Genomic DNA, 21,431 nt, shown 5'->3' on the forward strand with positions numbered 1-21,431 from the left:
CCTGTACAAATTTCAGTTGCCAGTAAAATCTTGAATGGATGCGGATGCGCCAGAAATAAAGTAGAATAATTCTCAACAATGCATTGCAAAAGCTAAACGAAGAGGCCCTTTATGAGTCGTACGATTAAACCTTTGGTTCTATTGATTCTTGACGGTTGGGGATACCGCGAAGACGCACCGGACAATGCCATTTCAAATGCTCAAACACCCGTGATGGATCGTCTTTGGGAGCAATATCCACATTGCTTAGTCGATGGCTCTGGGGGCGCAGTAGGACTTCCTGACGGACAAATGGGCAATTCAGAAGTCGGTCACGTCAACTTAGGCGCCGGGCGCATTGTTTATCAGGATTTTACGCGCATTAGCCAGGCAATTTCTGATCGCAGTTTCTTTAAAAACCCGGTGCTTTGCGATGCATTGGCAAAAGCGAAAGATGCATCCGGCGCTGTGCATATTATGGGGCTGCTGTCACCAGGTGGCGTACACAGTCACGAAGATCATTTGATTGCAATGGTTGAAATGGCAGTCGAACAAGGTGCTAGCGACGTTTATGTGCATGCATTTTTAGACGGTCGCGACACGCCACCGAAGTCAGCCAAAACAACAATTGAGCGATTTGAGGCCCTATTCGCCCGTTTAGGGAAAGGCCGTTTCGCTACGCTCAGCGGCCGCTTTTACGCAATGGACAGAGACAACCGCTGGGATCGCATAGAAACAGCTTACAAGGCTATTTACCACGGGGTTTCCGGTACAACCAGTCCCAATGCGTTAGATGCGCTGGAAGACGCTTACGAACGCGGCGAAACTGACGAATTCGTAAAGCCTACGGTTATTGCGCAGCCCGCAGCGGTCAAAGACGGCGACGCTATTTTCTTTATGAACTTCCGCGCTGATCGCGCACGCGAAATGACACAAGCCTTTATTAATGAAGATTTTGACGGCTTTGAACGCGGACCGCGTGCAAACACCTCTGACTTCGTCATGCTGACCGAATACGCAGATACTCTGAAGACTTCCTGTGCGTTTCCACCGGAGCAACTCAATAACGTACTCGGCGAATGGTTGGAAAAACATGGCAAAACCCAGCTGCGGATTTCTGAAACCGAGAAATACGCTCACGTGACTTTCTTCTTTAGCGGTGGACGCGAAGAGGAGTTTGAAGGTGAAAAGCGTGTATTAATTCCATCACCGAAGGTTAAAACCTACGACTTGCAGCCGGAGATGAGCTCTGAGCAACTGACCGATGAACTCGTCAATGCCATTGAATCACAAGCCTTTGATGTCATCATTTGTAACTATCCGAATGGTGACATGGTCGGTCACACCGGTAATTTTGATGCCGCAGTTAAAGCCTGTGAGGCCGTTGATCACAGTGTTGGCCGCGTTGTTTCCGCACTAGAGGCGGTTGGTGGTGAATGCTTAATTACCGCTGACCACGGTAATGCAGAGCAAATGAGCGACAATGAGACCGGACAGGCACATACAGCGCACACCAACGAGTTGGTTCCCTTCATTTACGTTGGTCGAAGCGCGCAGGCTCGCGACGGTCGCTTATCAGACGTAGCACCCACCATTTTACATTTAATGGGTATGGAGCAGCCGGAAGAAATGACCGGAAAAACCTTAATGACGCTGAAAAAGTCATGATAAAAGCCTTTGCTTTAATGCTGTCAATCGCCTGGCTGATACTTAACGGTCAGGCGTTTGCGCAGTCTTACAGTGAAGAAGACAAAGCGGCCACTCAGGCTGAAATTGAAGCGCTAAACGCAGAATTAAATAAGCATCTGCAAGCCATTGAGAGTCGTGACGAAGAGCTGTCTGATATTGAAAGTAAGCTGCGACGCTTAGAACTAAAAACCGCCGAAATCGCCAGTGCTATTCAAAAAACCTCAACAGAGCTGCGCCGCATTAATACGGAAATTGACAAGGCACAACAAGAGTTAGAGCGCTTACAGGCGGAACAGAAACAGCAACTTTCTCTGCTTGAAGAACAAATTACTTCAGCCTACATCAATGGTGATCACGATTTTCTTAAGATGCTGCTTAACCAAGGTTCTCCCGCGGAGCTTGAACGGTTACTCACTTACTATCAGTACATGAATGATGCTCGTATTGAAGAAATCGAGCAAATAAAACAGACTCAAAACGATATAGAGCAGCTGAAAGAAGAGCTGACGAGCAAAAAAGCCGATGTCGTTGCACTTCGTGAACGCCAAGCTGAGCAAAAGAAACAGTTAGAAAACCAGCAACGAGCTCAAGAAGAAACTCTCGCAAAACTGCAAGCCGAACAGCGCAGCGATAAAGCTAAAATTAAGCAGTTAGAACAAAGCCGTGAGCAATTAGAGCAAGTATTAACAGCCATCGAAGCCGCATTAGAGCGGCAGGCCGATGTTCGTCTGGTTGGCTTAAAACCCATTAAATCACAATTAAGGTGGCCCAGTGACGGCAACGTTCGTCGTGTATTTGGCCAACGCCGCGAAGGCCCGGTTGACTGGAAAGGCGTGCTTATAGAGGGCAGTAACGGACAAGAGGTTCGCTCTATTGCCGATGGTCGTATTGTTTATGCGGACTGGTTACGCGGCTTTGGGTTAGTTATTGTGGTTGACCACGGCGAAAATTACATGAGCCTGTATGGGCATAATCAAGCATTGCTTAGAACCGTTGGCGAGAAAGTGAAGAAAGACGAAGAAATAGCGCTTATGGGGCAATCGGGCTCTCGCGACAAAGCGTCTCTGTACTTTGAAATTCGTCACCAGGGAAAACCGCAGAACCCGAGTCACTGGATACGCTAATGAGATACCTCCAGGTGATAATAGCTTTGGCGTTTTTTGTCGTCAGTAGCACTCAGGCCGCAAAAATTGCCATTGTGATTGACGACATCGGTAACCACAAAAGTCATCTAGACGCTGCTCTATTGCCCGGTAAGCTCTCTTTCGCGGTGCTACCTTATACACCTTATGCTCGCTCGTTTGCGTTACGGGCACATCACCAAAAGAAGCAAATTTTGCTGCACATGCCGATGGAAGCCGTCGATAATATCTGGTCTGGCCCCGGCGAAATCACGTCGGTTATGAGTGCACAGCAAATAAAACTGCAACTTACTGATGCGCTAGAGTCCATCCCCTACGTCGAAGGTATGAATAACCATATGGGGAGCAAACTAACGCAGTTGCCTATTCCTATGCACGCCGTCATGGAAACTCTGTCCTCTCGACAGCTATTCTTTCTGGATAGCCGAACGACAGAGTTTAGTGTCGCGGAAGATACCGCTAAATCATTGGGCGTTAAGTCCAGTCGCCGACACGTATTTTTAGATAACGAAACAGACGACGCTTACCTAACCCAACAATTCACAACGCTCCTAAAACACGCAAGGAAGCATGGTTCGGCTATCGGCATTGGACACCCTTACCCTGAAACGCTGGCGTTTTTGAAAGAGCATTTACCGGAGCTGGAAGAACAAGGTATCGAGTTGGTTTTTGCGTCTGAGCTCACTGCTGCGTCGAGTCGTTCGATGTCGCCTCTTCCAGTGACGTCAGCAAAATAAGCGCTTCATCGCGGGTGTCTTTGCAAATATCGTAGTCCGCCGTAAAAGCTTCACACACAGCAGGACGCTCTGGCTTACCAAATAGCCGGCACAAGTTATTTTCATCGAGTTGAACACAACGAACCCCGGCCGGTTTACCATTTGGCATGCCGGGGATAGGTGAACTAATGGATGGAGCTATGCAGCAGGCGCCGCAACCAACGCGGCACTGCATTTAGCTCATAGCAACGCGAAGCTTCTTCATAGCGTTCTGCTCAAGTTGGCGAACGCGCTCGGCAGACACTTCATACTTCGCGGCCAGATCGTGTAATGTGGTTTTGTCTTCTGACAACCAGCGTGACTGCACAATGTCCTGGCTGCGTTCGTCAAGCTCACTCATCGCTGTCAGCAGCTTCTGTTGGTTATGAGACTCGTAGTCTTCTGCTTCAATTTCAGCGGCTAAATCTGAGCGCTTATCTTCCAAATACATTGCCGGAGAATAAGTGCTACCTTCCTTAGAGTCATCGTCATCTGAACTTAACTCAAAAGCTTGGTCATGGGCACTCATTCGTGATTCCATTTCCAGTACTTCTTTGGTGCTAACGCCAAGTTCTTCAGCAACCGTTTCAACCTCTTTCTGGCTGAACCAACCCAAACGCTTTTTCATTTTGCGCAGGTTGAAGAATAATTTGCGTTGCGCTTTGGTGGTCGCTACTTTCACGACGCGCCAGTTACGCAAAACGTATTCATGAATTTCTGCTTTGATCCAGTGAACGGCAAAAGAAACCAAACGGACACCAACAGACGGATTGAAGCGCTTAACAGCTTTCATCAAGCCAATGTTGCCTTCCTGAATCAAGTCGGCTTGCGGCAAACCGTACCCAGAATAACTACGGGCAACATGCACAACGAAACGTAAATGAGACATGATGAGCTCACGCGCTGCATCTAAGTCGCCTTCTTCATAAAGTCGAGTTGCTAAGTCTTTCTCTTTTTCAGCGCTTAGCATAGGTATACGGTTGACTGACTGAATATAACCGTCCAGTCCTCCCCCTTGGGGAACCGATAATGCCATGGTGCTTAATTCAGTACTCATTTAACAACCTCTAATAAAAAAACCGACAAAATACCGCTTAATCGTCAGTGTCTAAGACCCTATTCCGCCCTAAAAGTTCCGTTGAGATCATTGGCGATCAGAAGAATTAGTATAACTAAGACTATGGCTTTCGCAACTCTAATTTATTCAGGTTCGATGCTTTGTATGTGACGTCTTACAGCAAGGTACGAGCCTGCCAGCCCAAGGCCAATTGCGATAACCCAGATAGCGATTAATTCACCAAATGTCAGACCATCTAACTGAAACTGACTGTCGTATAAATTTGTGACATTTAATACGGCACTTTCAATCCACCAGATCAATAAAATGGTCACTAGCCAGGCGAAAATTCCACCAATAAACCCGTACCAGGCACCTGTATACAAAAATGGGCGTTGAATGAAGGCATTCGTCGCACCCACCAATTTCATAATGACAATTTCATCGCGTTTCGAGAGTATATTAAGGCGAATGGTATTACCGACAATCAACACCACCGACAAACACAACACTAACGCTAATGCACCTAAGGTGTCTTCAATTAAGTCCAGTATTGCCTGCAAACGGTTTAACCATTCAATATCCAGCTTGGCATGCGCCACTTCACGCTTATTCTGGAACTCAAGCAACAGCGCTTCCGCCTGCTCTACCGTGCGATAATTCTCTGCAGGTATCACCACGAGAACATCGGGTAACGGGTTTTTCGTCAAATAATCAAGCGTTTCGCCAAACCCCGACTGTTCCTTAAACTGTTGCAGTCCTTCATCCTTGGGCACCCAGCGCACAGACTCGACTTTATCCGACAAGCCAGTCTGAGTTTTGAACGTTTCAATTTCTGAAGTTTGCAGGTCCTTTTTCAAAAAAAGTGTAATTTCCGACGCCTGCTGCCAGCTATCTGTAATACTGCTGGTATTTTTCACTAGTACATACAACGACGACGGCAATGTTAAACTTAAGCCCAGCACGGCCATGGTCATTAATGATGCGAACGGGTTGCGCCATAGCTCGCCGAGGCTGGCTACCGCTTGCTGAATATGATGCACCGGCACCATAATGGCACGCCGCCACCAGGGTAAACGCCCGCGACTACTGGCTCCCTTTTCGACGCTTCGATTACGGAACAACAAACTCATAGCTCGTTATCCTCCAAACCGTCGTTGATCATACGGCCATCTTTCAACGTCAGCGTTCTATAACGTAGTCGCGCAATGAGTCCCAGATCGTGTGTGGCAATAAGCACGGCCACGCCAACCTTATTAAATTCCTCAAACAGACGGATAATTTCCATCGACAACTTAGGGTCAAGGTTACCGGTAGGCTCATCGGCAAGTAGTAAGGGGGGTTTCGTGACAATGGCGCGGGCAATTCCCACTCGCTGTTGTTCACCGCCAGACAGCATTTGCGGGTAATGCTTAACCTTGTCCCCCAGACCAACTTTATCCAAGGCCGCCTGCACTCGTTTGCGCGCTTCCTGGACGCTATAGCCTTCAATAATGAGCGGTAAAGCCACATTATCGAACACCGTTTTGTCCATGAGCAACCGGTGATCCTGAAAAATCATGCCTATGTCGCGGCGCACATAAGGCACTTGTGACGGCTTAATGTTTCTTAGGTCATGGCCGTTAATCAGCACGCGTCCCGCAGTCGGGCGCTCCATCAAACTAATGAGCTTCAGCAAGGTACTTTTCCCCGCCCCGGAGTGACCGGTTAAGAACGCCATTTCACCCGGTTTTACGTGGAAATCAACATGGCTTAACGCCTGATGACCTCCCCTGTAGGTTTTACTGACTTGCTCAAAGCGGATCATATTAATTCGCCGTTGTGGTTTCTGATGCCTCTACATTACGGTCAAATAGCGCCGCAATAAAGTCCTTCGCTACAAAGGGGCGCAAATCTTCCAGGCTTTCGCCAACACCAATATAGCGAATTGGAATGGCAAACTGGTCTGCAACCGCAAATATAACACCACCTTTGGCGGTACCATCCAGCTTTGTCATAACAATGCCCGAAACGCCCACTGCTTCAGTAAATAACTTAGCCTGGCTAATAGCATTTTGTCCCGTGCCAGCGTCTAGCGTCAGCATTACTTCGTGTGGCGCGTCCGGATCAAGCTTTTTCATGACTCGAACTAACTTTTTCAACTCTTCCATTAAGTTCGCTTTATTCTGCAAACGGCCTGCCGTATCGGCAATAAGGACGTCCGTGCCACGTGCTTTCGCGGCTTCTAAAGCGTCATATAAAACGGAGGCACTGTCAGCACCGGTATGCTGAGCAATCACCGGTATGTCATTGCGCTCGCCCCAGACTTGCAATTGTTCTACCGCAGCAGCTCTGAACGTATCGCCGGCAGCCAGCATGACGGACTTACCTTCGGCTTTGAATTGTTTTGCTAACTTACCAATAGTAGTGGTTTTACCCACGCCGTTTACACCCGTCATGAGAATGACGTATGGCGAGTCAGATTTAGGAATTTCTAATGGTTTGTCGACGGGTTTTAAAATGTCCGCTAGCTGTTCTTGCAACAACTCGTAAAGTGCTTCAGCGTCTTTTAGTTGCTTACGGTCCGCTTGCTGTGTCAGGTTGTCGATAATTTTCGTTGTGGTTGCGACGCCTAAGTCAGCCATAAGCAACTGGGTTTCGAGCTCTTCGAACAGATCATCATCAATTTTCTTACCGCGGAATACGCCGATAAGACCAGAGCCAATAGAGCCGGATGTTTTACGCAGCCCTTGCGTTAAGCGAGCCCAAAAACCTTTCTTTTGACCTTTTTCCTGAGTTTTTGTTTCGACGGGCTCTGCTTTCGGAGTCTCGGCTTTCTTCGGCTCTTCTGTTGCCGATTCTTCTGGCACGGGTTGTTGAGCATGAGACTCAGCCGTCACTTGTGCGCAATCCTCTGCGGCGCTTGGTAACTCTTCAGGCGCTTTTTCGGGCTCTTTTGCTGGTTCCTTCTCGCACGCTTCCGGCTCGGCCTGCCGTTCACCATCAGGCTGATCCTCAACAACCGTTTCTTCTTCTGGCTTTTCGACTTCAGACTCTTTTTTATCACGCTTCTTTTTAAACAGCGAAAACATCGACATATAGGTTTCCTTGGAACTGACACGCAGGAATCGTTAAACTTATGGCTTTAGTTTACCATGCTGTTTATAAACTGACGACGGTCTGAATAAAGGAACTCATTGTGGCCAGAAAACGTGCGGGAAAGACCCGACCCATTCCAGCAACCGGCGACTACCGCATCATCGGTGGACAATGGCGCGGCAGGCGCTTGCCGATAGCCGACAGCCCCGGGTTACGTCCTACAACTGACCGAGTGCGTGAAACTCTATTTAACTGGCTACAGTGGGACATTGTCGATGCCAACGTGCTGGATTTATTTGCGGGCAGCGGCAGTTTAGGCTTTGAAGCAAGCTCGCGTGGTGCAACCAAGGTCACGCTTGTTGAGTCTGAGAATAAAGTCAGCAAACAACTGAATGACAATGTATCACTGTTAAAAGCTTCCGGTATGGAGGTTGTTACCGCTAGTGCACTCAGCTGGTTAAAGACGCCAACTGGCAGCCGCTATGACATTGTGTTTATTGATCCCCCATTTCGTCAGGGGCTCGCTACGTCAGCTATAGCTTTGCTCGATGAGCATTCATGGTTGGCGCCGGACAGCCAGGTGTATTTGGAAACTGAAAAGGAATACGAACTTAAGCTCCCCCAAGGTTGGCAGCTTTTAAAAGAGAAGGCACACGGCCAAGTGTGTTTTCGTTTACTGACAAAGGATATCAAATGAACGTTATTATTATTGCCGGAAAAATCGTGTTTGCACTTATCTGGCTGGGCCTATTTGCGATTTTAGGTGGTGCAACCGGTGAGTTGAGTAGTCAGTCGATAGGGCTTTTAAGTGTCTTGTTGACGGTTTTGGTCATTATGCACCTGCTGCTTCTGGGCGTATTCGTTGCCACCATGAAGCAGCATTTACCGTGGAAAAAAGGCGACAGTTGGCAAATTCTCGCGTTTGGTATTTTCGCCTGGTTGTCTATTCTTCAGCGTCCAAAGCAAGACCAAGGTTAGACACACCCTCGTCGCTGAGCATCATTTTCAGCTGCTTCACTAACGCGCCGTTTACCACAGGCTGTTGCTCAAGAAAGTTGAGCATGGCCTGCTGAATGGCAATTTCATACTCCATCAGCTCATGGTTATCGACGTGCTCTTTTAAGTTTTCAGTGCCCACGTCCTCAGCGTCATTTAACTCAATAAATTTCGCCACGCTGGCTTGCGATATTTTTGCAACGTCCAGTAAATTGGCGGAGTTATCGTCCAGCAAGCCCTGTAGTAATGTACTTATTGCCGTGCAAGCATCCATAGCGGGGTATACGCCCAACATGTCATGTCCGTGCTCGCTCGGTGTTTGTTCGTCGACCTTTTCCTGCCAACGGGCAAAATTCACTTTGGTTTTTTTAGGATTCACCACCCAGTCCCAGCACGCATTGAGAGAGCCGTGCAGCGATTTGCTGTCACCAAAACCAGTAAGGTGGTGGAAAAAGTCGTAGTTAGGCACCATGCGCTCGCACAAGTAAAGCGCCAGAACAATTTGCTGTTCGCGAGGCAGCTCGCGAATACGTTGAAACGTATTAAGTTGACTCACGTTGAAACTCCGAAAATGCGGTCGCTGAAGCGTTTAGGTTGCGAAGATTTGGCTGTCGTCGTTAAAGGTTTTGAATTCCAACGCATTACCGCAGTAATCGTAGAAGAACATCGTACCCTGCTCGCCAGGTTTGCCTTTAAAGCGAATGTAAGGCTCGATAACGAATTCGATACCCGCCGCTTTAACGCGCTCTGCCAATGCTTCCCAGTCGTCGCGCAATAGTACCACGCCAAAGTGAGGAACGGGAACAGAATGACCGTCAACGCCGCTGTGGTTTTTTAAGCCTGCAACGTCGGGTGCTACGTGAGTGACAAATTGGTGACCGAAGAAGTTCCAGTCTATCCAGTCGTCGCTGCTGCGACCCTGAGAAAGCCCAAGTACATCACCGTAAAACGCTCGGGCATTGTCCAACGAACTAACAGGAATGGCTAAATGAAAAGGTCGTACGTTGGTGGTGTCTGACATACTGCTAACTTGCCTTACCGGTTAGTGACTGAGTTTTGCCGCGCTAAGCTTTTCCGCGTCAGTATCGGGAGATCGGCGCCACATTCTGACACCAATCGACAATACCAGTAGCGCCCAATTTAATGGTGGAATGAAACCGGCAGTAAGCACGGCTAGTAAATTCCACAAAGGCTTCTTCTGGTGTTGGCCCACTAATACGTAAAACAACAATGCGGCTACGAGTCCCTGGAGTACCATTAGGCTCAATAGCATAAGTCTTTCCTTCTCGTTATGTGTGTAACGCTTTTTGCGTTTTTTTCTTTTTATTGCCGACATTTTTTCGGCTGAGATAACTCTACTGAATTATGACGAAAGTGTAAAATTTTGTATAAATTGTTGAATTAAAAGCAAAAAACCGGCTCAGTAGCCGGTTTTATTTATTGGGAATTATATTTTTAATCGTTTATGGCGATTAAAATGCGTTTAGCGCCTTGTCTAAATCGGCTTTCAGATCATCCAGATCTTCAATACCCACCGATACACGTACGAAGTTATCCAGAATGCCTAACTTCTCGCGGTTTTCTTTCGGTACTGACGCATGCGTCATAATAGCCGGGTGCTCAATTAACGATTCGACACCGCCTAAGCTTTCCGCTAATGCGAACACTTCTACCGACTCCAGGAATTTGCGTGCTGCTTCTAAATCACCTTTCAGCAAAATAGAAATCATGCCGCCAAAGCCCTGCATTTGCTTTTTAGCCAACTGGTGCTGAGGGTGGCTTTCAAGCCCCGGGTAAATGACTTTTTCTACTTTCGGGTGCTGTTCAAGCCACTTAGCTAATTCCATTGCCGCTTCGTTGTGGTGACGCATACGCAAAGCCAGCGTTTTCACGCCGCGCAACGCTAGGTAAGAGTCAAACGGACCAGCAACCGCGCCTACTGAGTTTTGCAAAAACAGCATGCGTTCAACTAAGTCGTCATTGTCACCAACCACTGCGATACCACCAACCATATCAGAATGCCCGTTAAGGTATTTGGTGGCCGAGTGCATGACCATATCTGCGCCCATTTCCAGCGGACGCTGGTTAAACGGCGTAGCAAAGGTGTTATCCACCACCACAATAATATCCGGGTTCTTTTTCTTCGCCAGCTTCACAATCGCTTCAATGTCGACCAGTTTCAGCATCGGGTTGCTTGGTGTTTCCACCCAGATCATGCGGGTGTTGTCCTGTATGCTGGCTTCGACTTCACTTAAGTCTGCTAAGTCGACATAAGAGAATTTCAGACCAGCAGAGCGTCCACGGACTTTATCAAATAAGCGGAAGCTACCGCCGTATAGGTCATCCATTGCAACAACATGGTCGCCACTGTCCAGCAGCTCTAAAATAGTTGACGTTGCCGCCATGCCTGACGCGAAAGCCAGACCCTGCTTACCACCTTCTAGTGAGGCAACGGAACGCTCCCAGGCAAAACGCGTTGGGTTGTGTGAACGCGAATATTCAAAACCTTTGTGCTGACCCGGGCTTTCCTGCGCGTAAGTTGAGCTGGTGAAAATTGGCGGCATAACCGCGCCTGTTACCGGCTCAGGAGACTGCCCACCGTGAATGGCGCGCGTCGCGAATTTCATTGTTTTTTCATTTGCCATGATTCAAGTTCCTTAATCTACAACAAGCATTACAGCAGGTTCTGAGAACGCATCCAGTCGTCGTTGAACAGCTTCGACAAGTAACGGTTACCCGTATCACAAGCTAAAGTCACAACGCGCTTTGGTTCGGTTTGTTGTTGGCAATAGCGCAGCGCTGCAGCAATTAAGTAGCCACTTGAAGAGCCCACCATAACGCCTTCTTTTTCCAGTAATTTACGAGCCGTTGTCAGACCTTCTTTGTCCGATATAGCAAATGCGGAATTCGCCAATTTGATGTCACAAATTTTCGGCACAAAGTCCTCACCGATACCTTCTGCCAGCCAGCTGCCTGCTTCCACTTCTTCGTTGCGGTTCACCAGTGGCTCCAGAATAGAGCCTTCCGGATCAGCCAGTACCAGATCGACGTCACTGTTCTGCTCACGCAAATAACGACCAATGCCTGTCAACGTACCACCCGAACCAACACCACAGACAAAGGCATCTAACTTGCCATCCATTTGCTGCCAAATTTCAGGTCCGGTGGTTTTGTAATGCGCATCGACGTTTGCCGGGTTCTCAAACTGGTTCACATAGTAGTAACCGTTTTCTTCCGCCATGCGCGCTGCCATGTCCTGATAATATTCAGGGTGACCTTTTTGCACGTCGGAACGAGTCTGTACAACTTCGGCACCCATCGCCCGTAAGTTATTTACTTTTTCCTGACTCATTTTATCCGGCATAACAATTTTCAGCGGATAACCTTTGCTTGACGCAACTAGCGCTAAGCCTAACCCAGTGTTACCTGCGGTTGCTTCAATAATGGTATCGCCCGGCTTTAACTTGCCTTGTTTTTCCGCTTGCTCAATCATTTCCACAGCAATACGGTCTTTAATAGAGCCGCCCGGATTCTGCAGCTCTAATTTCAAATACAGCTCGCACGGGCCGGTGTCCATATTGGTTACTTTCACCATTGGCGTATTGCCGACCATTTCCAGTACAGTATTAAAAACTTTCATATTGGGTCGCTTTGTTGTCGTGTGTTTGGTTCAATAATGGGGCATTATCCCTTGACTGAGCTCGCTAAACAACCATGAGCTTAGAACCGGATGATAGTTGTTATAACCAATACCCAGATGAGGCTGTTATGCTGGACTTACGCAGTGATACCGTTACCCTTCCAAGCGCCGCTATGCGTGCCACTATAGCCGGCGCAAATGTTGGCGATGATGTTTATGGCGAAGACCCTTCCATTAATGCGCTGGAAAAGCGTGTTGCCGAATTACTGGGTAAAGAAGATGCCCTGCTGTGCAGTTCTGGTACGCAAAGCAACTTGCTGGGTATCATGAGTCATTGCCGAAATGGCGAAGAATACATAGTTGGTCAGGAATATCACACTTATCGTTATGAAGCTGGCGGTGCAGCGGTGTTAGGCAGTGTGGTACCACAAACCATTGAGGTCGAGGTTGATGGTACATTGTCGTTGGAGACCATTAAGCAGCGCATAAAACCAGACGACCCGCACTTTCCTATTACACGCTTGCTGGCATTTGAAAACACCCACGCCGGTCAGCTCATTGATCAGGCTTACTTCGATAAAGCTCGAATTTTGGCGGACCATAACGGTTTGTCGATGCATTTAGACGGGGCGCGTTTACCCAACGCCGCTATTGCCAGCGGTCGCAGTATGACTGAACTTGCTGCATCTTTCGACAGTGTGTCTCTGTGTTGCTCAAAAGGGTTAGGCGCTCCTGTCGGTTCGTTGCTGGCCGGTTCAGAAGAGCTGATTGCGCGTGCCCGTCGTTGGCGCAAAATGGTCGGCGGCGGTATGCGCCAGGCAGGGTTTGTTGCTGTGGCTATTGATTACGCATTAACGCATCAGTTTGAGCGCATTCAGGACGACCATGACAATGCAGAGTGGCTGTTCGAGCAGCTTTCTGAGTTGCTGGCAAACACCGAGGCTAAAGTTCGCTATTCCGGTACAAACATGACCTTTGTTGATTTGTCTGAGTCGATGAATGCAGACGGCTTACGAGAGCTTATGGCGCAACATGACATAAAGCTGCCCGGCGGCCAGAAACTCCGCCTTGTCTGCCACTTAGATGTTAGCCGTAAACAGTTGGAGCGCTTCATTGAATTGTTTAAACAGTGGCTGAACGACGGACGCTGAGGGCTCCTACGGCGCTACAAACTCTGTACTTGGTCTATGAGTCTGTCGAGAGCTCGGTAATTGAGGGCTTCGGCTAAATGCTGCTGTTCTATAGTGTCGCTTTCCGCTAAGTCGGCGATGGTTCGGGCTAGGCGAAGGGTTCGGTGATAGGCCCGGTGTGACAGTTTCATTTTTTCAGCAGCCTTGGCTAAAAAAGTTTCGCTTTGTTCAGACAAAGAGCACGCCTGCTTCAAAGCTTTAGATTTGAGCTCACTGTTTAAACAACCCTGTCGTTTTAATTGGCGCTGCCGGGCTTTCTCGACTAAGGCTTTTGCTTGAACTGTCGTCATTTGGTTACTGCGCTTAACGTCACCATTCAAACGCATGGATTCCGTCTCTCGCGGCACCATGACCTGAATGTCGATACGGTCCAAAAGTGGACCCGACAGCTTATTCAAGTACTTAAGAATTTGGTCGGGTGTCGAGCGGCAATTGGCTAACGAGCCGTCGAACTGACCACAGGGAGAAGGGTTCAATGCACAAACAAGCTGGAAGTTGGCTGGAAACTTGACGCTATGCCCCGCTCGGCTAATAGTAACCTCACCACTTTCAAGTGGCTCGCGCAGACAGTCCAACACGTGCCGACTAAACTCGGGAAGCTCATCTAGGAATACTAAGCCATTATTTCCTAATGATATTTCTCCCGGACGTATTGAATGACCTGATCCAGATCCGCTACCACCTCCAACTAGAGCCGCCGCAGTGCATGTATGATGAGGCGATCTAACTTCACGCTGCGTCAATGCCTCCGTACCATGATAGTCAAAACACACCGATTTCACCGCGGCTATTTCCATCGCCTCCTTCTCAGTCAATGATGGCAATAGCCCACTCAAGCGTTGCGCCAGCATAGTTTTACCCGTACCCGGCGGCCCAACGAACAATAAATGATGCTTGCCCGCAGCGGATAATAACAAAGCGCGTTTTGCCTGCTCTTGCCCGACCACATCAGCTAAATCACCCGCACTAACCGAGTCCTGCTGCCCCCAGTCTATTGGCTTGGATTCTCGAAGCACCTGATGTTCATGTAAATGCTCGTACACACTGACCAAGTCAGCAGCTAACCAACTTTTTTGCTCACGAACTAATCCCGCTTCCTGCTGATTAGCAATTGGCACAAACGCCTGACGCTTTTTCTCACGACAGGCTAACAGTGCTGGAATGAGTCCGTTCACAGCACGCAGTTCACCGGTTAAGGCCAATTCCCCGTAAAATTCCGCCTGCTCTAAAATCGTGTCGGGTATTTGCCCTGATGCAGCCAATATACCCACCGCTATGGCTAGGTCATACCGAGCACCGGTTTTGGGTATATCGGCCGGTGCTAAATTCACCGTAATACGTGTTGCCGGCGGATATTCAAAGCCCGCGTTCATTAAGGCAGTTTTGACCCGATCTCGCGCTTCCTTAACCGTGGTAGCCGGCATACCCACCATAGTAAATCCTGGCATTCCCCTTGCCAGATCAACCTCAACCCGAATTTCCGGTGCATGAATGCCTATCAAGGCCCGGGTATAAACTCGCGCTAATGCCATCTGTCTCTCCGTGACTGAACAACGGCATAACTATATATTGAAAGTAGGTTTCGGTCTGTAAGTTAAACTCATTAATCAGTGAACGATATTTCCGATATTAAATCAGTCACGCTCCTCTTCACATTAAGGAGAAACCTCCAGTCACATGGGCGCATTGACCAAGTAAAATATGCGTGCTAGCCTACATTTAATTAACAATTAGTTGGTAATTATCTATGCGAATTGTATACGCAGGGCTACTTTTTTTATTCTTACAAAGTAGTTTTGCTCATGCCGCCCAACAAGAGTATTTAGAGTGCAATGACTGTGTTACTTCTGGGTATGAAACAAAGGTTACTCAATGGGGAACACAGAATATAGAGCCATTTGAGTCTGGACAGCAGTTTCAAGTCACTGTCATTGATTTGACGAATACTCGAGCGAAATCGTTTATGGTCAGTAAACAGGCTATGAACAGCCCTTCAAAACCAACTCGCTATATTGTGTCAATTTCAGAAACTGCAGTGCCACTAGCTGTTAATAACGGACTATCTTCACTAAAAGCTTCATTGCAAGTTCTAAAAAGTAATGCCGCCGCCACGACGATACCAACTAATGTAATAAAAAATGCTTGGGAGTTTACAAATTGTGCATATTGTAAGAACGTAACACAACAATACTTGCGAAATACCTTAAACAGCTCCTTAACAAGTGCAGTCACGTCAGTATCCGAGCTAGCCCAAGCATTCGACCTTGTAAATACAAATATATTAAATCGTTATCGAGTTAACTTTGAGAATGGTGGCTACGTGCTAATTGAGTTAACTATGAATTCAAACCCTCATGAGGTTTTAATCCATATAGTAGAAGTGGTAGATAAAGACTTAAATACCGTTCCTCTTGATAAGTCAAAATTAGAAGACTTATCCGTTCGTGTGACTGAGCTATCACACGCAGATACTATCAACTCTTTTATCAGCAAGTTTCAACTGCATATTTCCAGGAGAACGGGTGTTGTTAGAATAAGACCTTGTGCAGACTGTGATGAAAAACCAGACGATGACGAATAATCAGGTTTCATTCTTTTCATCACAAAGCAGTTAACGGAAGTTGCAGAGCATAGGCTACTAATTTGAAAAGTCTCCGCAAACTAGGCGATTGATTTACATATCTATCATGCCGTGCTTTAGATGATGTGTTGAAACATCGGTTTTATTGTGACACGGCAATTTGACAAAATAGCCTCTAAAAGGACTGAACGAATGGGTATAAGTGTCTGGCAGCTTTTAATTCTAGCTGTGCTGTTTAGTTTGGTTTTTCTCCCTTTTCTTTTAACCTTATTCTCAAAGAAAGTCAGAGGTGAGATGAAGTTAGGGTGGGCTCTGCTCGTTTTATTTACTTCATGGCTTGGGTATGCAGCATTTTTACTATTGGCTCCATCAGTAAAAGAAGCTCATAATCGTCACATAGAACATTAGAGAATCAAAGGATCACCAAAAACCATGTTCCACCAACTGAACCAACAGTGTCGAAAAGGTCGGTATATAGCACCACTGCTATTACTGGTTTTTATGCTGTGTTGGGGGCAAAACTTTGGTTGGCTGGAAGGCTGCCCTAAGCATCAGAGCGCGCCAGCGGCTGAGCAGCTCGCAGGAAGCCATACGGATTTAGATGCAAAACACGAAAGCGTCAAAGCCGATTGCGACAAAACAGCGCATTTATTGCAGCAGTTCCAGTCCGACATAACTTACGCGGCACTGTCTTTCTTTGTACTTCTAACTTTGGCGCTGAAGGCCGCTGTTAACAAGCAATTAGCGCCCCCGCTATTTTTCTTTTCCTGTAAAAGGCGACCCCACGCCGTATTTTGTTGCTTTCTGGAGTAAGACTTCCAACCGATTTTCATCGTTGGAATACTAACTTCAGGAGTAATGTATGAATAAAATTTTACCGTTATGGCTCGTATCGCTTATTGCTACGCTGCTGCTTTATAGCGCACAAAGCTTAGCGGAAACACCGTCTACTGGCTGGCTCAGTCATGAAGACCATCCGCCGGTATCGGTGAAGCTAGAACTTACCGGCCACTATGAGGCTGAGCGGAATCTACTACCTGCCCTGCTGCATGTTGAGCTGGACGGGGACTGGAAAACCTACTGGCGCTCACCGGGTGAAGGTGGCATACCGCCAACCTTTGACTGGTCTCAGTCAGATAACATTGACCATATTGAATGGCACTGGCCAGTTCCGTCACGCTACAGCATTCAGGGTATTGATACCGTTGGGTATCAGGGGGCGTTGATCTTTCCGTTAATGATACAACTGAGCCCGGATGCCAGGCAGGCGCACATTAGCGGTACGCTGACTATGTCGTCCTGTACCACCGTTTGTGTGTTAACGGACTACCCAATTGACTTGCAAGTTAACCTGGACACCCTGACCGTCGACAGTGATCGTGCCTTTGCCTTTAATCAGGCCATGGGCAAAGTGCCCAGAGAATACGACAGCAATAATGTGAAGCAGGCTATTTGGTCCGACGCCAACCAGCGCGTTCAACTGACCATAGAGCGTGACAACGGCTGGCAAGATCCTCAACTGTTTATGCACAGCAACGACGACGCTCTGGCTGATGCAGAGTTTTCATCACCGGATATTCAGGTGGAAGGAAATACGCTAACGGCAGATATTGAGGTCAGTCACTGGCTTGAGTTGCCGGACTTGAGCGATTCAGAACTTACCGCGACGGTCAGTGACGAGAATTTCGCCGCCGAATATAAGGTCCAGCTAACCGCAGGCACCATTGCTAATAACACACCGCCGCTGTGGGCCATTTTACTTATGGCGTTAGCGGGTGGGCTTATTTTGAACATTATGCCCTGTGTGTTGCCGGTATTAGGCCTGAAAGTTCAAAGCCTGATGCTTTCAGGAGCACAACAACCCCGCGTGGTGCGTCAGCATTTTTTCGCCTCGTCACTGGGCATTATCAGCTCGTTTCTGGTCATTGCTTTAGGGCTTATGGTGCTTCGCTGGTCGGGTAGTTCTGTCGGCTGGGGTATTCAATTTCAGAACCCTTACTTCATTGCTGCATTAGTAGCTACTACCTGGGTATTCGCACTGAACTTAATGGGCGCCTTTGAGTTTAAATTGCCGCCCTCTTTAAGCACCAGTGCTGCAGCTACCGGCGATAACAGCTACAAAGGGCACTTCCTGCAAGGCATGCTGGCCACCTTACTGGCAACACCTTGTACAGCACCTTTCTTGGGGACCGCGGTGGCCTTTGCATTAGCTGCTGAGTCATCGGTTATTCTGCTGATTTTTGCCGCTCTTGGAGTTGGTATGGCGCTGCCCTGGTTACTTATAGCCGTGTTCCCGAAAACCGCCAAGTTACTGCCCAAACCCGGTCGCTGGATGCAATGGGTGAAACCCATTTTCGCCATTATGATGCTGGCAACCTCTGTCTGGCTGACAACCTTGCTGAAAAACTTTATCAGCAACGAGTTATTCCTGGCGCTAACGGTCGGTTTGTCGATTCTGACATTGATTATTATCGGTAAAGTGCATGGCCGCAAGGTGCTGTTTTTATCTATTGGTGGCTTTTTAGTATTAGCTGCCGTTGTCGGTATCACGTTAATTCTTACCGCTGAACGATGGGTCAACAAACTGCCGCAGGATCACCAATGGCAACCGTTAACGCAAGAGCGTGTTAATGAAGCCGTCGCCAATGGAAAAACCGTATTTGTCGATGTGACCGCGGACTGGTGTATCACCTGCCAGGCCAATAAAGTGGGCGTATTACTGCAAGACCCGGTATTCACTGCCTTGGGTCAGGAGCATGTCACCCGCCTACGTGGCGACTGGACCAAAGCCAACGAGAGCATTACCCAATACCTGAAAGCCAACAACACCTTTGGTGTGCCCTTTAACAAAGTTTATGGACCCGGCGCTCCGGACGGCATAAGCCTGCCCGTAGTGCTCAGTAAAGACAAAGTCATGGACGCGCTGGAGGATGCCCGTGAGTAAGAGCAAAGCCAGAACCTCATGGGCAAAACGGCTACGAACCGCAGCGCTTTATATTGTGCTGTTCTCGGCAGTGGCGTTCGTGGTCGATGCCTTTCGCAATAGTGACGTGCCGGAATCTGTTCCGGCCGAGCTTTCGTCATTAACAGACATAAACGGCGAACAATATAACTTACGCGAAATGAGTAAGGACGGCCCGGTCGTTTTGTATTTCTGGGCGACCTGGTGCCCGGTCTGTCCGGCGGTATCGCCTACGGTTGATTACGTTGGCAACCACTACCCGACAATCAGCGTGGCATTACGCTCTGGCGACAATGACAAGCTGACGCGCTATGCGCAGGCTAAAGGGTATGAGTTTCCTATTGTTAACGACAACCTCAACCGCGTCTCAAATGGCTGGCAGGTATCTGCCACGCCAACCATCATCATTATTAAAAACGGTGACATTGTTTCGGCGACAACGGGGGTCACAACGCCTCCCGGTTTGTTTATTCGCCTTTGGTTTCACCAGTTTTTTTGAAGTAACTAATTTTTTAAGTAGGAAAGTTGTATGAATTTTATCTATAAAACATTTTTCATCGTTGCTTTTATCTTTAGCAGCAACGTATTTGCGCAAGATTTAAACCCTCAACAAGAAGAAGATTTGGAAAAAGTCGAACAGTTATTGCGTGACAATCCGGAGCTTATTCCAAACATTCACCGAGGCTTACAGCGCTTTTTAGAACAGCAAAGTGACCAGAAAAACGCCTTTGCTAACCATCAGGAGTGGCTGTATCAGTCTGCTGCACATCCAATTTTAGGTGACAAAGATTCGCCGCATAAAATCATTGTGTTTACCGACTACAACTGTCCGTTTTGCAAAAAGTTAGAGCCCGGCCTGCATAAGCTGGTTGAGGAATACCCGTCTATTCAGATCGTGAACATTTTTGTGCCTTTACGCCAACAGCAGGTTGATGGGCTCAAAACCAACTCAGCACTCTATGGACTGAACCTGTGGCGCAATGACCCGAAGGCGTTCTTTGAAGCTCATAACCTAATGATGAAAAAGTCGGGCATGCATACCGCTGACTCACTGCAAAGTGTAGCGCAAGTCACGGATACAGAGGTCTTTTTATCACCATCCGGCGAAAGCGAGGCGATTATTCGCAAAAATATGTCGGCATTTCGCGACTTAGGCTTTCGCGGCACACCGACCCTTATTATTGGTCAGCAGGTAACACCGGGTTACATCCCTTATGACACGCTGGAAGAAATAGCCGAAACGCAGTTTGACTTAGATTAACCGCTCGTTACCAGTAATTTTCGGACGTCACGTTACCCGGTTTACGCCGGGTATTTTTGGCAAGCCCCAGCTCCGCCAACGCAGCGCGTGACTCTTTTATCATGTCAGGATTACCACAAAGCATCACTTGCGCGCTGGTATCTAAAGGCGTTTCAAGTGCTTCGCTTAGCTGCCCGGAGCTGATCAGTTCAGGAATACGTGCAGATAGAGCCCCGGGAATATTTTCACGGGTAATCACCGGCTGATAGCCCAACTGCCCGGGGTACTCTTGTTGCCACTGCTCTATTTGCCCCTGATAAACCAGGTCTTCTGCAACACGAACGCCATGCACGAGATTAATACGTTTGAATCGTTCCCAAGGCTTTTCGGTTTTCAGCATGGAAATGAACGGACCAATGCCAGTGCCGGTGGAAAGCATCCACAAGCTGTCGCCATCGGGTACTTCGTCCAGTGTGAAAAAACCGCCAGCAGGCTGGGTAATGTCCACGCTGTCTCCCGGCTGCAGCCTAGCGAGCTTGGTGCTGACCTCACCGTCTTCGACTTCGGCTATGACAAAATCCAGTATGGCTTCGCCCGGCGCGCTGGCTAAGGAGTATGCACGCAATAGCTGTTCGCCAGCCACATTCAGGCCTAAACGAACAAACTGCCCGGCTTTGAAATCAAACGGCTCGGCCACAACTCTCAAACTGAAAACGCCAGAACTCCAACGGTAATTCTCGACAACTTTTCCACTAATCCATTGGATCATACGACTAACTTAGTCCTTGTTTTGGTTCTTGGTCGCTTCCAGTTCTTTTTCTAATAGTTCAACGCGCTCGCGCAGGCGTAACAGCATTTGCTGCTGCACGTCTAGCTCTTCGCGGGTGACTAAGTCGAGCTTAGACAGCTGTGACTGCAGGGTTTGTTTGACCCGCTGTTCCATATTTCCTGCCAGTTCTTTAACGCCGGCTGGCATGCTGTCGTTAATTTGGCGAGCAATATTCTCTATTGTTTTGTTGTCCATAAGTCTCTCTTTGTGTAAATCGTTGCTTATTCGTTTAGCTTAGCAGGAGATTCAGGTAAAATCCGAGCTTCTTATCGGCTTTTTCACGAATCAGGAAC

23 protein-coding genes are annotated in these 21,431 nt (G+C 48.0%); 10 read left to right on the plus strand and 13 right to left on the minus strand.

Translation table 11 applies throughout. The features are described 5' to 3' along the window. Positions 1-111: 111 nt before the first annotated feature. The 3 genes from gpmI to CWC33_RS04475 are packed head-to-tail and all read left to right on the plus strand — an operon-like array spanning position 112 to position 3,547. A complete protein-coding gene (gene gpmI / locus CWC33_RS04465; protein WP_100690944.1) occupies positions 112-1,647 on the plus strand; it encodes a 2,3-bisphosphoglycerate-independent phosphoglycerate mutase in 1,536 nt (511 codons plus the stop codon). Further along, positions 1,644-2,792: a murein hydrolase activator EnvC family protein gene (locus CWC33_RS04470; RefSeq protein ID WP_100690945.1), complete on the plus strand. Its 1,149-nt coding sequence runs from the start codon at positions 1,644-1,646 to the stop codon at positions 2,790-2,792. Before gpmI ends, CWC33_RS04470 begins: the two co-directional genes overlap by 4 nt. A 26-nt stretch (positions 2,793-2,818) precedes the next feature. Next, complete coding sequence (locus CWC33_RS04475) at positions 2,819-3,547, plus strand: divergent polysaccharide deacetylase family protein (RefSeq protein ID WP_232709841.1); 729 nt, start codon at positions 2,819-2,821, stop codon at positions 3,545-3,547. Here CWC33_RS04475 and CWC33_RS04480 read toward each other — a convergent pair. From CWC33_RS04480 to ftsY, 5 genes are all read right to left on the minus strand, one after another. Continuing rightward, a complete protein-coding gene (locus CWC33_RS04480; protein WP_100690947.1) occupies positions 3,492-3,761 on the minus strand; it encodes a YkgJ family cysteine cluster protein in 270 nt (89 codons plus the stop codon). The genes CWC33_RS04475 and CWC33_RS04480 overlap by 56 nt on opposite strands. Then, positions 3,762-4,622 carry an RNA polymerase sigma factor RpoH gene (gene rpoH, locus CWC33_RS04485; RefSeq protein ID WP_088769153.1) on the minus strand — a complete coding sequence of 287 codons (861 nt, stop codon included), beginning with the start codon at positions 4,620-4,622 and terminating at the stop codon, positions 3,762-3,764. A 143-nt stretch (positions 4,623-4,765) separates the two neighbouring features. After that, positions 4,766-5,755 carry a permease-like cell division protein FtsX gene (gene ftsX, locus CWC33_RS04490; RefSeq protein ID WP_100690948.1) on the minus strand — a complete coding sequence of 330 codons (990 nt, stop codon included), beginning with the start codon at positions 5,753-5,755 and terminating at the stop codon, positions 4,766-4,768. After that, positions 5,752-6,429, minus strand: a complete 678-nt coding sequence (gene ftsE, locus CWC33_RS04495; protein WP_088769157.1) for a cell division ATP-binding protein FtsE — start codon at positions 6,427-6,429, stop codon at positions 5,752-5,754. Before ftsE ends, ftsX begins: the two co-directional genes overlap by 4 nt. 1 nt (position 6,430) lies before the next feature. Further along, positions 6,431-7,699, minus strand: coding sequence for a signal recognition particle-docking protein FtsY (gene ftsY, locus CWC33_RS04500; protein WP_100690949.1), 1,269 nt, complete (start codon positions 7,697-7,699; stop codon positions 6,431-6,433). A 101-nt stretch (positions 7,700-7,800) separates the two neighbouring features. Here ftsY and rsmD point away from each other — a divergent pair, with 101 nt between their 5' ends. Continuing rightward, the gene (gene rsmD, locus CWC33_RS04505; protein WP_232709842.1) at positions 7,801-8,397 is read left to right on the plus strand and encodes a 16S rRNA (guanine(966)-N(2))-methyltransferase RsmD; all 597 of its coding nucleotides are present in this window, start codon (positions 7,801-7,803) and stop codon (positions 8,395-8,397) included. After that, complete coding sequence (locus CWC33_RS04510; protein WP_100690951.1) at positions 8,394-8,678, plus strand: DUF1145 domain-containing protein; 285 nt, start codon at positions 8,394-8,396, stop codon at positions 8,676-8,678. The genes rsmD and CWC33_RS04510 overlap by 4 nt, the downstream gene beginning before the upstream one ends. Here the strand turns inward: CWC33_RS04510 and CWC33_RS04515 are convergent. The 5 genes from CWC33_RS04515 to CWC33_RS04535 all read right to left on the minus strand — a co-directional run bounded on the left by CWC33_RS04515 (position 8,644) and on the right by CWC33_RS04535 (position 12,336). After that, complete coding sequence (locus CWC33_RS04515) at positions 8,644-9,252, minus strand: YjaG family protein (RefSeq protein ID WP_100690952.1); 609 nt, start codon at positions 9,250-9,252, stop codon at positions 8,644-8,646. The two genes, CWC33_RS04510 and CWC33_RS04515, sit on opposite strands and share 35 nt — an antisense overlap. A 33-nt stretch (positions 9,253-9,285) precedes the next feature. Next, positions 9,286-9,717 (minus strand): VOC family protein, encoded by a 432-nt coding sequence (locus CWC33_RS04520; RefSeq protein ID WP_100690953.1) that lies wholly within the window; start codon positions 9,715-9,717, stop codon positions 9,286-9,288. Between the two features lie 21 nt (positions 9,718-9,738). Continuing rightward, positions 9,739-9,969, minus strand: coding sequence for a hypothetical protein (locus tag CWC33_RS04525; RefSeq protein ID WP_100690954.1), 231 nt, complete (start codon positions 9,967-9,969; stop codon positions 9,739-9,741). 199 nt (positions 9,970-10,168) lie between these two features. Beyond that, the gene (locus CWC33_RS04530; protein WP_100690955.1) at positions 10,169-11,341 is read right to left on the minus strand and encodes a cystathionine gamma-synthase; all 1,173 of its coding nucleotides are present in this window, start codon (positions 11,339-11,341) and stop codon (positions 10,169-10,171) included. 29 nt (positions 11,342-11,370) lie between these two features. Then, positions 11,371-12,336, minus strand: coding sequence for a PLP-dependent cysteine synthase family protein (locus CWC33_RS04535; RefSeq protein WP_100690956.1), 966 nt, complete (start codon positions 12,334-12,336; stop codon positions 11,371-11,373). 128 nt (positions 12,337-12,464) lie between these two features. Here CWC33_RS04535 and ltaE point away from each other — a divergent pair, with 128 nt between their 5' ends. Further along, a complete protein-coding gene (ltaE, locus tag CWC33_RS04540) occupies positions 12,465-13,487 on the plus strand; it encodes a low-specificity L-threonine aldolase (protein WP_100692271.1) in 1,023 nt (340 codons plus the stop codon). A 14-nt stretch (positions 13,488-13,501) separates the two neighbouring features. On the opposite strand, the gene CWC33_RS04545 is transcribed toward ltaE, so the two are convergent. Further along, positions 13,502-15,058: a YifB family Mg chelatase-like AAA ATPase gene (locus tag CWC33_RS04545; protein WP_100690957.1), complete on the minus strand. Its 1,557-nt coding sequence runs from the start codon at positions 15,056-15,058 to the stop codon at positions 13,502-13,504. 215 nt (positions 15,059-15,273) lie between these two features. On the opposite strand from CWC33_RS04545, the gene CWC33_RS04550 reads away from it, so the two are divergent. The 4 genes from CWC33_RS04550 to CWC33_RS04575 all read left to right on the plus strand — a co-directional run bounded on the left by CWC33_RS04550 (position 15,274) and on the right by CWC33_RS04575 (position 20,330). After that, positions 15,274-16,107, plus strand: coding sequence for a hypothetical protein (locus tag CWC33_RS04550; protein ID WP_100690958.1), 834 nt, complete (start codon positions 15,274-15,276; stop codon positions 16,105-16,107). Positions 16,108-16,969: 862 nt separating this feature from the next. Next, positions 16,970-19,051, plus strand: a complete 2,082-nt coding sequence (locus tag CWC33_RS04565) for a protein-disulfide reductase DsbD family protein (RefSeq protein WP_100690961.1) — start codon at positions 16,970-16,972, stop codon at positions 19,049-19,051. Beyond that, positions 19,038-19,568 carry a protein disulfide oxidoreductase gene (locus CWC33_RS04570; protein ID WP_232709843.1) on the plus strand — a complete coding sequence of 177 codons (531 nt, stop codon included), beginning with the start codon at positions 19,038-19,040 and terminating at the stop codon, positions 19,566-19,568. The genes CWC33_RS04565 and CWC33_RS04570 overlap by 14 nt, the downstream gene beginning before the upstream one ends. A 30-nt stretch (positions 19,569-19,598) precedes the next feature. After that, the gene (locus CWC33_RS04575) at positions 19,599-20,330 is read left to right on the plus strand and encodes a DsbA family protein (protein ID WP_100690963.1); all 732 of its coding nucleotides are present in this window, start codon (positions 19,599-19,601) and stop codon (positions 20,328-20,330) included. Between the two features lie 7 nt (positions 20,331-20,337). On the opposite strand, the gene CWC33_RS04580 is transcribed toward CWC33_RS04575, so the two are convergent. Together CWC33_RS04580 and CWC33_RS04585 are read right to left on the minus strand one after the other, a co-directional pair. After that, entirely contained in the window at positions 20,338-21,078 is a 741-nt protein-coding gene (locus tag CWC33_RS04580; RefSeq protein ID WP_100690964.1) for a ferredoxin--NADP reductase, read from the minus strand. 9 nt (positions 21,079-21,087) lie between these two features. After that, positions 21,088-21,333, minus strand: coding sequence for an accessory factor UbiK family protein (locus CWC33_RS04585; protein WP_011233471.1), 246 nt, complete (start codon positions 21,331-21,333; stop codon positions 21,088-21,090). Between the last annotated feature and the right edge of the window lie 98 nt (positions 21,334-21,431).

The organism is Idiomarina sp. X4 (genome assembly GCF_002808045.1).
Taxonomy (GTDB): Bacteria; Pseudomonadota; Gammaproteobacteria; order Enterobacterales; family Alteromonadaceae; genus Idiomarina.